Annotated in this window: 15 protein-coding genes; 8 read left to right on the top strand and 7 right to left on the bottom strand. The window is 66.1% G+C overall.

Annotated elements, in window-relative coordinates; translation table 11 throughout:
• Nucleotides 1-104 precede the first annotated feature (104 nt).
• From AC0VX2_RS07035 to AC0VX2_RS07010, 6 genes are all read right to left on the bottom strand, one after another.
• Entirely contained in the window at nucleotides 105-374 is a 270-nt protein-coding gene (locus AC0VX2_RS07035; protein WP_136940210.1) for a nucleoside/nucleotide kinase family protein, read from the bottom strand.
• 367 nt (nucleotides 375-741) lie between these two features.
• Complete coding sequence (locus AC0VX2_RS07030; protein WP_020624684.1) at nucleotides 742-1,245, bottom strand: redoxin domain-containing protein; 504 nt, start codon at nucleotides 1,243-1,245, stop codon at nucleotides 742-744.
• A 184-nt stretch (nucleotides 1,246-1,429) separates the two neighbouring features.
• Nucleotides 1,430-1,843 carry a molybdenum cofactor biosynthesis protein MoaE gene (locus tag AC0VX2_RS07025; RefSeq protein ID WP_020628091.1) on the bottom strand — a complete coding sequence of 138 codons (414 nt, stop codon included), beginning with the start codon at nucleotides 1,841-1,843 and terminating at the stop codon, nucleotides 1,430-1,432.
• Entirely contained in the window at nucleotides 1,836-2,792 is a 957-nt protein-coding gene (moaCB, locus tag AC0VX2_RS07020; RefSeq protein WP_043282516.1) for a bifunctional molybdenum cofactor biosynthesis protein MoaC/MoaB, read from the bottom strand. The genes AC0VX2_RS07025 and moaCB overlap by 8 nt, the downstream gene beginning before the upstream one ends.
• Entirely contained in the window at nucleotides 2,789-3,979 is a 1,191-nt protein-coding gene (locus tag AC0VX2_RS07015) for a molybdopterin molybdotransferase MoeA (protein ID WP_043282517.1), read from the bottom strand. Before AC0VX2_RS07015 ends, moaCB begins: the two co-directional genes overlap by 4 nt.
• A 1-nt stretch (nucleotide 3,980) precedes the next feature.
• Nucleotides 3,981-5,072 carry a ThiF family adenylyltransferase gene (locus AC0VX2_RS07010; RefSeq protein WP_070709080.1) on the bottom strand — a complete coding sequence of 364 codons (1,092 nt, stop codon included), beginning with the start codon at nucleotides 5,070-5,072 and terminating at the stop codon, nucleotides 3,981-3,983.
• 284 nt (nucleotides 5,073-5,356) lie between these two features.
• Here AC0VX2_RS07010 and modA point away from each other — a divergent pair, with 284 nt between their 5' ends.
• The 4 genes from modA to AC0VX2_RS06990 are packed head-to-tail and all read left to right on the top strand — an operon-like array spanning nucleotide 5,357 to nucleotide 8,111.
• The gene (modA, locus tag AC0VX2_RS07005) at nucleotides 5,357-6,034 is read left to right on the top strand and encodes a molybdate ABC transporter substrate-binding protein (RefSeq protein WP_020622151.1); all 678 of its coding nucleotides are present in this window, start codon (nucleotides 5,357-5,359) and stop codon (nucleotides 6,032-6,034) included.
• Nucleotides 6,012-6,818 (top strand): ABC transporter permease, encoded by an 807-nt coding sequence (locus AC0VX2_RS07000; RefSeq protein WP_020622152.1) that lies wholly within the window; start codon nucleotides 6,012-6,014, stop codon nucleotides 6,816-6,818. Before modA ends, AC0VX2_RS07000 begins: the two co-directional genes overlap by 23 nt.
• Nucleotides 6,815-7,552: an ABC transporter ATP-binding protein gene (locus tag AC0VX2_RS06995; RefSeq protein WP_020622153.1), complete on the top strand. Its 738-nt coding sequence runs from the start codon at nucleotides 6,815-6,817 to the stop codon at nucleotides 7,550-7,552. Before AC0VX2_RS07000 ends, AC0VX2_RS06995 begins: the two co-directional genes overlap by 4 nt.
• On the top strand, nucleotides 7,536-8,111 hold the full coding sequence (locus AC0VX2_RS06990; protein ID WP_024357654.1) for a hypothetical protein: 576 nt from the start codon (nucleotides 7,536-7,538) through the stop codon (nucleotides 8,109-8,111). The genes AC0VX2_RS06995 and AC0VX2_RS06990 overlap by 17 nt, the downstream gene beginning before the upstream one ends.
• 43 nt (nucleotides 8,112-8,154) lie before the next feature.
• Here AC0VX2_RS06990 and AC0VX2_RS06985 read toward each other — a convergent pair whose 3' ends face one another.
• Complete coding sequence (locus tag AC0VX2_RS06985) at nucleotides 8,155-8,532, bottom strand: winged helix-turn-helix transcriptional regulator (RefSeq protein WP_020622155.1); 378 nt, start codon at nucleotides 8,530-8,532, stop codon at nucleotides 8,155-8,157.
• Between the two features lie 241 nt (nucleotides 8,533-8,773).
• Between AC0VX2_RS06985 and AC0VX2_RS06980 the strand changes: the two genes are divergently transcribed.
• The 4 genes from AC0VX2_RS06980 to AC0VX2_RS06965 all read left to right on the top strand — a co-directional run bounded on the left by AC0VX2_RS06980 (nucleotide 8,774) and on the right by AC0VX2_RS06965 (nucleotide 12,212).
• Nucleotides 8,774-10,021, top strand: a complete 1,248-nt coding sequence (locus AC0VX2_RS06980) for an IS256 family transposase (protein ID WP_216442065.1) — start codon at nucleotides 8,774-8,776, stop codon at nucleotides 10,019-10,021.
• A gap of 238 nt (nucleotides 10,022-10,259) precedes the next feature.
• Nucleotides 10,260-10,634 carry a hypothetical protein gene (locus tag AC0VX2_RS06975; protein WP_020624281.1) on the top strand — a complete coding sequence of 125 codons (375 nt, stop codon included), beginning with the start codon at nucleotides 10,260-10,262 and terminating at the stop codon, nucleotides 10,632-10,634.
• A 146-nt stretch (nucleotides 10,635-10,780) separates the two neighbouring features.
• On the top strand, nucleotides 10,781-11,038 hold the full coding sequence (locus AC0VX2_RS06970) for a helix-turn-helix transcriptional regulator (protein WP_020624282.1): 258 nt from the start codon (nucleotides 10,781-10,783) through the stop codon (nucleotides 11,036-11,038).
• Entirely contained in the window at nucleotides 11,031-12,212 is a 1,182-nt protein-coding gene (locus AC0VX2_RS06965; protein ID WP_043278721.1) for a tyrosine-type recombinase/integrase, read from the top strand. The genes AC0VX2_RS06970 and AC0VX2_RS06965 overlap by 8 nt, the downstream gene beginning before the upstream one ends.
• Nucleotides 12,213-12,258: the final 46 nt, after the last annotated feature.

The raw sequence follows: 12,258 nt of genomic DNA, 5'->3' as shown, positions 1-12,258 counted from the left end.
GAGGTCCGATCCACCGCGGGGGTCCACGTGTCGTGAACTGCATTCGTCTCCTGCGCTGCCATCCTCTTACGTGAGACGACCGCGGTGCTGCCCAGATCCTTGTCTCAGCAGGAATCGAAGTACAAGCGTTGGGGATGCATGCTGTCGCTCACCTCGTACACGGCATCGGATGATTCGCGTGGAATGTCCTCGCGCATGTAGCGGAGATGCCGTTCATGGGTGTCTGGGTGCGCCGGCTCACCGCCGTCGAGGAAGACGGTGAAGTGCCACGCCGAGCGCAGGCTAGAGCGCAGCAGTGACCAACCGTCGACAATCAGCATCCTGTCCTCAGGCGCGGCAGCGAGCTCGCTCTCAGGTCCGTTGTGGCGGAACATGCGCAGTATGGTTCGGACGGCGTCATCGTCCGTGAACGGGGCCGCGCTGAGACGAGTCGCGTGACGTCCCACTGCACGCAGCGCTGCCGCCAGGGCGTCGGCGAAGTGCATGCGGGCTGCAGCGTCCACGCCGTCGATGGCGACGAGTATCCGGCCGCGTGGGTTTCTGCTGAGGACCTCCTGAGCGAGCTCCTCCCAGACGGCTGTCCCAGTGGCACCTGAGGCGTTCGGAGACGAGGTCAACGTCGCTTCTCCGGCGGAACGATCAAGAGAGGATGTGTCTGCATCCTGTTCTGGTTGCGCACATCCTTGCCGACTGCTCTCGCAGCGGTCTGCATCCGCGCTCTCGAGATGGCATCGATGGTTTTCATCGGTCTGCCCGCTTCCGATTCGCATCCGCATGCTGAGGCAACTCCCGGATGAGTTCGAGGACATCGTCGGGAACGAGTTGTCCCAACGTTCCGCAGGAGTACACGCTGATCACGACCGTCCCATCGGGATCCAGCACGAATCCGGTCGTCTGCAACTGCGGCGGGTCCACGGTGACGAACGCTCCGGTCGCGGCCGCGATCTGCCCCACATCGGTGCTGTGTCCGATCGGAAAAGTCAGCCCATAGCGCGCCACGAGCTCCGCGGTTATCGGCTCCTCGTCCGCAGTCACCGCGACGACAGCGATACCCGCGGCGGACAAGCGTCGTAGGCCGCGCTGGAACGCACGCAGCTGCTCCACGCAAGGCCGGCAGCCTGCCCCGCGAGAGAAGAGAACCACGCCGTACTGCCCGGCGAATACGGCCGGGATCGTTCGGCGTGTGCCTCCCACCTCGACCAGCTCGAGGGCGGGGAACGCATCACCACCACGCAGCAACGACATCAGAGGCTCGCAAGAACGGTCCGAGCGGCCGCATCGGTGGGTGCGACGCGGGCGGCTTCTGACGGGGGAAGTCGGTTGCCATGAAAGTTGTGTGCTTCAGTCTCAATGCCAGTCATCTGGCGCCTCTTTCCTCGGTGATTGCACCATCGTTCACCCGGCGGGTTCGCTAGGTCGTGCGGTGTATCTACAACCCCACCCACTCCGATCTGCCGTCGGTGAAGTGCTGGTGCTTCCAGATCGGAACCTCTGCCTTGATCGCGTCGACGAGGTTCCCGCAGACGGCGAACGCCTCTGCCCGGTGCGGGGCGGCGACGACCGTGACCAGTGCGACGTCGCCGATCTCGAGGTGACCGATGCGGTGAGCGGCGACGACATCGCAGTCCGTGGTTTGAGCGATCCTCGTGCACACGTCGATGAGGATTCGTTCCGCGTCGGGGTGCGCCTCGTAGTCGAGAGAGCCGACGTCCTCTCCGTGATCATGGTCGCGCACGATGCCTTCGAAGGTGACCACCGCCCCGTTCTTCCTACTGCGTATCCGTGTTTCCAGCTGCGTCTTGTCCAGCGGAGCAGCGGTGACGAAACCGATCGGGTCAGGCATGTCCGCCGCCGGCCAGCTGGTCGTGCAGGTGTGGCAAGAGCGGCTCCAGTGCGATGAGGCCGTCTTCCACGCCGCGTGGCGATCCAGGCAGGTTGATGACGATCGTGCGTCCGGCGATCCCTGCAAGCGCCCTGCTGAGCGAGGCTGTCGGCGTCGCCGCGCGGCCCGCTGCACGGATGGCCTCGGCGATGCCGGGAAGTGCTCTCTCGATCACCGCGCTCGTCGCCTCGGGGGTGCGGTCCTCGGGATGCACCCCGGTGCCGCCGGTCGTGACGATCAATACCGGCTCGCTGGTGAGAGCATCCGTGAGCGCCTGATAGATATCCGCGTCAGCGACAACGACGGGCTCGTCTGGCTGATACCCGTGGTCGCGAAGCCAGCCTGCGATTGCCGGACCGGTGAGATCCTCGCGCGTACCGGCCGCGGTGCTCGTTGAGGAGACGATCACGACCGCCTGTCCGTGGTCTGCGGGCACGGATGCGCCTGCAACCCAGTGCCCGCGCTTTCCTCCGGTCTTCTCGATGAGGTGGATGTCTCCGAGCACGGCGGCCGGATCGACGGACTTGATCATGTCGTGCAGAGCGAGACCGGCGATGGCGACGGCGGTGAGGGCTTCCATCTCGGCCCCAGTCTTCGCCGTCGCTGCGACCGTGGCCCGGATCTCCACCGATGAGGTGCTGAGCTCGAAGTCCACGGTGACGGACTCCAGGGGCAATGTGTGCGCGAGGGGTACAAGTTCGCTGGTGCGCTTGGCGCCCTGGATGCCCGCGACCCGCGCTGTCGGGAGCGCGTCTGCTTTGCGCAGCTGGTTGGCGGCGAGCAGTTCCAGCACCGCCGGTGTCGTGTCGAGGCGGCCGGTCGCGATCGCCGTGCGCCGAGTGATCGCCTTCCCGCCGATGTCGATCATCCGCGATCGGCCGTGATCGTCGAGGTGCGGCAGTTCGTTCATAGATTCCAGGTCTCCACGCGTGTCCCGATGTCGAGGGTGACGGCATCGATCGGGACATCGATGAGCATGTCGGATGCCGCCATGGCGGCGACAAGGTGCGAGGAAGGGCCGCCAACCGGTGCCACCCGGCCTCCAGGCAACCCCACACCACGGCGGAACTGCCGTTTCCCGGCGACAGAGGTGAGGGGCTCGGCCAGGGTCCGCGGCTCGGGCTGTCGCGCGTGCAGTCCTGCTGCCTCACGGAGGACCGGCTCGATGAAGAGCATGAACGACAGCTGCGCGGACACGGGATTGCCTGGGAAGCACACCATGGGAACGCCTTTGTAGATGGCAGTGGCTTGGGGGCCGCCCGGCTGCATCGCGAGAGTATCGACGTGCGCCCCGAGCGGCTCCAGAAGCTCCCTCACGACTTCGTAGTTGCCTGCCGAGATGCCCCCGCTGGTGAGCAAGATCTCGGCTCCCGCCGCACACGACGCGTCGAGAGCGCGCGCGAACGCGGCCGTGTCATCGACGACACGATGCTCATCGACCAAGAGGGCGTCGGCGGTTCGTACCGCTGCGGCGAGTGCGGGGCCGTTGGCGTCGTAGATCTGGCCGGGAGCCAGAAGCTCACCGGGAGCGGCCAGCTCGCTTCCGGTCGAGATCACTGCGACACGTACCTGTGAGCGAACGGGGACGGACGCCACTCCCGCAGCTGCGAGCGCCGCCAGGTGGCGAGGAGCGAGCCGGAATCCATCAGACAACAGAGGCTCACCGACCGCGAGGTCAGAGCCGGCTTCACGCACGAACTCTCCGACGTCCGGCTTCCGCGTGAACGTCACTGTCGTTCCCTGGACGGTGGCGTGTTCGACAGGGACGACCGCATCGGCGTCGTCGGGGATCGGCGCACCGGTCATGACCCGGACGGTATGGCCAGGGCGAAGCGGCCCAGGTGTGCCAGGAGCAGCGGGGATCGCACCGCGCAGCGGCAGACTGCTTGGCGTCCGCGCGAGGTCAACCGTACGGACGGCGAAGCCGTCCATCTGTGAGTTCCGGAACGGGGGCAGATCTATCGGAGTCCGTATGGGGTGGGCAAGCACCCGATCTAGCGCGTCAGACAGGGCGACCTGCTCGACGGGGCGCTGGCTCACGGCGTTCAGGAGGGTGCGGACTCGGGCCGTGTGCTCAGCGACCGATGTGCGGGGCATGTCAGTACCTGCTCGCCGTGGGGTCGATGCGGACAGCCCAGGCATCGATGCCTCCGGTGAGGTGCCGCACATCGGAGAATCCGAGTTGGAGGAGCTGATCGAGCGCTTGGCGTGAGCGTGTGCCGCGGTGGCAGTACAGCACGATGGGGTGACCGGTGTCGAGTTCTGGTGCCCGGCGAGGGAGTTCGGTCAAGGGGATCAGCACGTTTCCCGGGATCGCTGCGATGTCGGCCTCCCACGGTTCGCGTACGTCGATCAGCAGCGGCGGGAAGGAAGCTGTGAGCAGGTCGCGCAGTTCCTCGGGCGAGACGGCGTTCTGATCGTCGGATGACAGCGGAGTGGTCTCGATGTTCTGCGCTGCGGCACGGGCGGACTCGTCGCGCCGGTAGGCGATCTCGCGGGTGCGGCCGGTGCGTGCGTCGTACGCGGCGACCCGGCCGATCAACGGCTCTCCGATGCCGGTGAGGAGCTTGAGTGCCTCGGTCGCCATGAACGCCCCGATGACGGCGCATACGCTCGGCAGCACGCCGATCATGTCGCAGGTGTCCGCACTGGAGTCCGGACCATGCGGGAACAAGTCGCGGTAGTCGGTGCCTCTGGCATCCCATGCCACGCCTGCTTGGCCGGCGTACCCCAGTGCTGACCCCCACACGAGCGGAATGCCGCGTTCGGCAGCAACACGGTCTGCCAGCATCACTGTTGCCGGGTTGTCGCTGGCATCGACGAGCACGTCCACACCGTGCAGCAGACCCTCGGCTGTCACGGCGTCGAAACGCCCCTCGACGGCGCGGAGCTCAGCATCAGGAGCGAGCGACGCGAGCCTTATGGTGGCTGAGACCGCTTTGCTGCGACCGATGTCGCCGGGCGTGTGCATCGTCTGCCGGTGCAGGTTCGATTCGGCGACAGTGTCGTCATCGACGATCGTGAGGCTGCCGACGCCTGCGGCAGCAAGGACCGGCAACAGGGTGCTGGCCAGCCCACCCGCGCCGATCACGAGCACATGCGCTCTCGAAAGACGCTCCTGAGCGGGAACGCCGAAGCCCGTGAGGACGCGCTGCCTCTGAAAGGTCGGAGAGAGCGGATTGACCGGCATGCCTTCAGGCTAGGGAGCCGGTCCCAGCGGGTGAGGTCGGAAGCGGCGAGACAGCAGAGAGCAGACAAAGCCCAGCAGTCGCAGGCCATTCTCACGACCTCGGCTACGGGAGGCTTGAGACAGGTCGGCAACTTCGTTCGCCTGACCGACCGTCTTTCAGAGGAGTTCCTGTCGTGCGTGCCCCCTCCCTCCTTGCGGCAGCCGCAGCGCTCCTTCTGCTCGCTGGATGCTCATCGCCCGGCACGGGAAGCGACGAATCGGATGTCGGGGCAAGCAAGGACGACATGACCTCCGGAACGGTGACAGTGTTGGCCGCAGCCTCCTTGACCGACGTGATCGACGTCCTCGCCGAGAGGTTCGAGGACGCGAACGCAGATGTCGACGTGGTCGCCAGCTATGGCGGATCGTCGGCGCTCGCCGAGCAGATCGTCTCCGGTGCCCCGGTGGACGTGTTCTTCTCAGCGAATGAGGCGACGATGCAGTCTGTTGTCGACGCAGGCCTGGCCGCCGATCCGGAAGTGCTCGTCACGAACACGCTGCAGATCGCGGTTCCCGCCGGGAACCCTGCAGGGATCACCGGTCTCGCCGACTTCGCACGGCCTGAGCTGACAATCGCATTGTGCGACACCGCGGTGCCGTGTGGAGCCGCAGCGCAGTCCCTGCTCGACCTTGCTGGTGTTCAGGCCCAACCGGACACACTTGAGGAGGACGTGCGTGCCGCACTGACGAAAGTCTCTCTGGGTGAGGCCGACGCCGCACTGGTCTACGTGACCGACGTCGTCGCAGCAGGGAGCGCGGTGGAAGGCATCGATGTGCCTGAGGCGCAGCAGGTGATCAACAACTATCCGGTCGCCCTTCTTGCCGAGGCACCGAACCCCGACGCAGGACAGGCGTTCATCGACTACCTCCGCTCCGATGAGGCACGTCAGGTCTTCGAGCATGCAGGCTTCGCGGCCCCGTGAACGCCGGCAGCCGGTCATCCTCGCCCTCGGGGTGATCGGTCTCGCGCTGCTCGTTCTCCCGCTGCTCGGACTCATCCTGCGTGCACCATGGGGCCAGCTGGGCGAACTCTTCGTTCGGCAAGAGGTACTGCAGGCGCTCGGGCTCTCGTTACTCACGGCGACGTTATCTACCGGCCTGAGTCTCATCCTCGGTATCCCGCTAGCCGTCCTGCTGAGCCATTCCGTTCACTGGAAGGTCCTGCCGCGCCGCCTCTTGCGGGCGGCGATCACTATCCCGCTGGTACTGCCTCCCGTTGTCGGCGGCATTGCGTTGCTTCTCCTGCTGGGACGGCGAGGCATCCTCGGGCAATGGCTCACGCAGGTCGGCATCACTATTCCTTTCACCACCGGTGCCGTTGTGCTCGCGCAAACCTTCGTCGCGATGCCCTTCCTCGTCTTCGCCGTCGAAGGCGCGCTGCGATCAGCGGACCGCCGCAGCGAACTAGCCGCCGCCTCCCTGGGCGCCAGCCCGTGGCAGATCTTCCGCCTCGTGACGGTTCCGCTGACCGCGCCTGGAATCGCCGCGGGCGCCGTGCTGTGCTTCGCCCGCGCGCTCGGCGAGTTCGGCGCGACTATCACGTTCGCCGGCTCCTTCCCCGGCGTGACGCGCACACTCCCGATCGCGTCGTACCTCGCGATGAACTCGGACCCCGACACCGCGATCGCCCTCGCACTCGTCCTGCTCGCGGTATCACTGGGTGTGCTCCTCGCACTCCGCGACCGATGGCTGCCAGGCACCGCATGACCTTCGAGCTCACCGTCTCCGCACGTATCCCACGCCCCGCCTTCGACGTAGTCGTGGAGCTGAAAGCGGATCCCGGAAGTGTGCTCGCCGTCGTCGGACCGAACGGTGCCGGAAAGTCCAGCGCCATCGCGGCGATCGCAGGCTTCACCGAGTCCCACGGCACGATTCGACTGGGGGACAAGGATCTGGCCGGTCTTCCTGCTGACCAGCGAAGGATCGGCGTCATGTTCCAAGACCTGCTCCTCTTCCCTCACCTCACGGTGCGCGAGAACGTCGCCTTCTCAGCCAAAGTCCGCGGTGGGCGTTGGTCCGCCGCCCGGCGCAGCGCAGACCCCTGGCTGTCTCGCTTCGGAATGGCGGACCTGGCAGAGAGATACCCCAGTGCACTCTCCGGCGGGCAAGCTCAGCGTGTAGCGCTAGCCCGTGCCCTCGCATCCGAGCCGAAGGCACTGCTCCTCGACGAGCCGCTCGCGGCGCTGGACGTGGAGTTCCGGGATGAAGTGCGTGCCGACCTCGGTCTGCGTCTCCGCCAGTTCGCCGGTCCGACGATCCTCGTCACACATGACCGTGAAGACGTCGAGGTGCTCGCTGACGAGGTGATCGTCCTTGAGGCAGGGCGCATCACGCAGCGAGGAAGCCTCGCCGATCTGGCACGAAATCCTGCGACCGCATGGATTGCCCGCTTCACAGGTGCCCAGGGAAGAAGGGACGCAGACGATGTCAGGTACGGATGATGACTTCCTCTTGGGGCTCGCCGGAGTATCGGGAACGATGCTCGGCACGTTCATCGTGGGCGTGTTCTTCTACATCGACTCGGAGATGCACCGCCGACTCGCAGCGTCGGAGGCTGCGGACCGGTATCTCCGTTCGTCGGTCCGCTGGGTCTTCACCGCCTACTCCATTCCGCTCCTTGTTCCGCTCGTGCTCGCGTCGCTTGATCCGCTCTGGGGCGCGCTGAGCTTCATCGTCCTCGGCATCCTCCTGGTAGCGATGACAGTGGAAACAGGACGTCGTATCCTCGCGAGGGGCGGGTCCGGCTCCTCACGCGCTCTATTCGTGAACGAATGGCTCTCGAGCGCCGGCATCGTCATCGCCATGGTCCTGCCATGGACATTGGGAGGCTGGGTGCCCGATCCGACTGAGTTCGTCCCCTCGCTGCTCATCCTTCTCGCGTGCGGCTTCGCGAGCACAGCGGCGCTGGTCATGACGCAGTTCGACGCGACGATGGGCATGGTGGACGCCGTCATGGGAGACAGAGAAGGCGCAAAGCCTGAACATCCGACAGAGAGCTGAGCCGCGCTCTTGCTTGGTCGCGAGGGGAAAGATGTCCCGACGTCTACTGTTCGTCTTCGTCGAAGGCGATGCGTGCGCGTTCAATGTTCGGCAGTTGCTCATCTGCCCAGGCGACGAGCGCGTCAATCGGCCCGCGCAACGTTTTGCCCAAGGCGGTGATCCCGTACTCGACGGCCACCGGCCGCGTGCTGATGACTCGGCGTTGCACGACTCCGTTTCGCTCCAGCCGACGCAACGTCGCCGTGAGGGACTTCTGCGTCACTCCCGGAATCGCACGCCGTAACTCGTTGAACCGACAGGGTCGCTCGCACAGTTCGTTGAGCACGCTGAGTGACCACTTGTCGAGCACCTGGTCGAGCAGCTCGCGATGCGGCGTCGCGATACGCAGCTCGCTTTCGCATACGGCGTCGGTATCGGCCATGAAACCAGGTCTCCTTGAAGTGTCCTTCAACTACCAAGTATCAATAGTAAACCACCAACGAAGAGGACCTTCTATGCCAGTCACACGCTTCAGTCCTGCCGGTCTCCAGCCAGGAACGAGTTGAGTCCCGGATAGTGGTGTAACCCTCCCCGGTGGCCACGACCATCTTCGAGACGGACGCGGTCACCGTGGGAGCCTTCGAGCGAACCTTCCACAGCACTCTCGAAAGGACATCACCACGATGACCGCTCCACACATTGTCGACCCTGAACGCCTGCTGCGCGAAGCTCTCGGGGAGGCCTCCCCAGACCTGCTGCGCCACCTGCTGCAGACCGTGATCAACGCACTGCTCTCCGCCGACGCTGACGCGGTCTGCGGCGCCGAGTACGGCCAGGCCTCCCAGAGCCGTACCGCACAGCGCAACGGCTACCGGCACCGACCCCTGGACACCCGCGCCGGCACGATCGATGTGGCCATCCCCAAACTCCGGGCCGGCACGTACTTCCCCGAATGGCTGCTCGAGCGCCGCAAACGGGCCGAGTCCGCACTGATCACCGTGGTCGCGGACTGCTACCTGGCCGGGGTCTCGACCCGGCGCATGGACAAGCTCGTACGGCAGCTGGGCATCGACTCGCTCTCGAAGTCCCAGGTCAGCCGGATGGCACAGGAGTTGGACGAGCACATCGAGGCTTTCCGCCACCGGCCGCTGGGCGAGGCCGGCCCGTTCGTGTTCCTCGCCGCCGACGCCCTGACCATGAAGGTGCGTGAGGGCGGGCGTGTGGTCAACGCGGTGGCCATGGTCGCCACCGGGGTCAACGCGGACGGGCGCCGCGAGGTCCTCGGGCTGAGGGTGGCCACCACGGAGTCCGGGGCGGGGTGGAACGAGTTCTTCGCGGACCTGGTGGCCCGGGGGCTGGCCGGGGTGGCACTGGTGACCTCGGACTCCCATCGCGGCCTCGTGGAAGCAGTGGCGGCGAACCTGCCCGGGGCCGTGTGGCAACGCTGCCGCACCCATTACGCGGCGAATCTGATGGCCGTGACCCCGAAGAGCATGTGGCCGGCGGTGAAGGCCATGCTGCACAGCGTGTATGACCAGCCCGACGGGCCGGCCGTGCACGCCCAGTTCGAGCGCCTGTTGGACTACGTGCAGGACAGGTTGCCCGCGGTGGCCGCCCACTTAGACGCCGCTCGACAGGACATCCTCGCGTTCACCTCGTTCCCGAGGGACGTGTGGTGCCAGATCTGGTCGAACAACCCCGCCGAGCGGCTGAACCGGGAGATCCGGCGCCGCACGGACTCGGTAGGGATCTTCCCGAACCGGGATGCCGTGGTGCGCCTGGTCGGGGCCGTGCTGGCCGAGCAGACAGATGAATGGGCCGAAGGCCGCCGGTATCTCGGCCTGGAACTGCTCGCCCGGTGCCGTGAGCCCCTGACCACGGAGCAAGAGACCGTGATGAGCACGGAGGTGATGCCGACCCTGCAGACCTGACAGGTACAAGCCCCCTACAACCTCGAAGACGGTTACACCACTTCCAGGGACTTGACCCAGGCAGGTGCGCGAGCGCCGTCCGAACGAGCAGGCGCACCTCTTACGGATGTCGCCGGGGAGTCGTACCCTGGGAGCGAGGCAGATTCCTCCTTGATCTGGCGTCTCTCTGTGGACAGGCCCTCCGGCCACTCTCTACGCACTGTCTCGTCACCTGACCGTGCCACGAGAGGACAACGCCATGATCCGGCTGCTCTGGGCGCTCAGCGCCCAAGCCCGCTACTACCTGCGGCGCTACATGCCCACCAACATCGCACTCGACGCGATCCGCACTCGCCGCGGCCTGAAATGGGGCATCCCCGCGATGCTCGTCGCCGTGCCGTACTTCCTCGCCGCGAACTACTGCCTCACACTGATCGAGCATGGCGGTCCCGGGTGGTTGAACCTCCTCGTGCTCGTGTTCTGCTGGAATGCGCTCAAGTTCCTCATCATGGGTCCGATCAGCCTCGTCCTCCTCATCCGCGCTCGACTAGAGGAGTCGGCAACCCGACGCCGCGACCGTCGTGCGCTTCGGCCGATTGAGCCTGCTGAGCCGACAACGGCGCACGTGCGATAGGAACTGCGCGGCGACCTCGCCCGTACCGTTCGAATAGCGACGCGGTTACGGCCTGCGGTGATTCGCGTGCCCGGCGGCGGGCAATTCGACCGAGGGAGTAGAGGCGGGGGAACGGACCCGCTCGTTCGTCCTTCGAGACTGGAGGGATGAATCACCACCCGTCCAGCCCGCACGGCCTGGAACCGCTCCTGAACATCGACGAACTCGCCGACTACCTCGGCGTGCCCGTCTCCACCATCTACGACTGGCGCACCAACGGCAAAGGCCCCCGCGCCTACCGCTTCGGCAAGCGCATCATGTTCGGTATCACCGACATCCGTGCGTGGATGGACACCATGCGTGAGCCCGCCGCCTCTACCGGCGCGGCTACCTTTCCTGGAGCGGGGGAGGGTGCGCGTGGGTAGGCCCCGCACGCCGATCGGCACCTTCGGAGTCATCGCCACCCGTGTCCAGCCGAACGGCAACCATGTCGCCCGCGCCCGGTACCGGGACTGGGACGGCAGCAACCGGCTCGTGCAGGCCACCGGTGCTTCACGCGCTGCCGCGGAGCGCAAGCTCAAGCAGAAGCTCGCCGAACGCTCCCTCTACCAGCCCGGATTCAACGGGATGAGCGCCGACAGCCCCTTCCCGGAACTCGTCGCCTACTGGCTGGAAGACATGGAGATAGAAGACCGCCTCTCACGAACCACCAGGCAGCTCTACGAGCGGGACATGCGTGCCCTTGTTCTCCCGGCGTTCAAGGACCTGACCCTTCGCGAGATCGGGGTCGCCGGCTGCGACTACTTCCTTAAGCAACTCGCCAGACGCAGCTACAGCCGTGCCAAGCACGCCCGCGTCGTCCTCCGCCTCGCACTCGCGCTCGCGGTCCGTCACGAGATCCTTCCTCGCAACCCGATGGATCACGTCTCCCGGCTGCACCGGAAGAAGACCATCCCGGACGCGTTCACGATCGGCGAGGTGCAGGACATCCGTGCAGCGATCAAGGCGTGGGAGTCACGGCGGATACTGGCGGGACCGAGGCCGGATCGGCAGCTCGGGCAGATCGTCGAGGTCATGCTCGGCACCTCCGCCCGTATCGGCGAAGTCCTCGCCATCCGCCTCCAGGATCTCGACCTGGGCGGACCGATCCCGACGGCGCGGATCGCCGGGACGATCATCAGCCGCAAGGGTGAGCCGACGCACCGGCAGGGCCATCCGAAGACGGATCGCTCGGTTCGCCGCGTCGCCCTGCCGGCGTTCGCGCTGCATGCCATCCGCTCGCGCCTACTGCGTAGCGGCGACACCGAACCTCACGCGCTCCTGTTCAGCACGAGGGTCGGGACGCCGCACACGACGAACAACATCCGCAGGCTCCTGCGCGACGTGATGGACGCTGCCGGGATCGAGAACGTCACTCCACACCGCTTTCGCCGCACCGTCGCCACGGTCGTCAACGACGCGCAAGGCGCGCTCCTCGCTTCGGAACTCCTCGGGCACACCGACCCGCGGATCACGATGCAGCACTACATTCACCGAGATGAGACTGTGAACCCCGCCACCGCCGAGTACCTCGAGCGAGCTTTCGGAAGAGCGGGGTGAGGACCCGTGCGCACGAAGCAAATTAGAAGACACAAGACACGCTGGG

Source organism: Micrococcus sp. iso_239, from assembly GCF_056173395.1.
The sequence above is the reverse complement of the archived record's forward strand: the minus strand, read 5'-3'. Positions and strand labels throughout refer to the sequence as shown.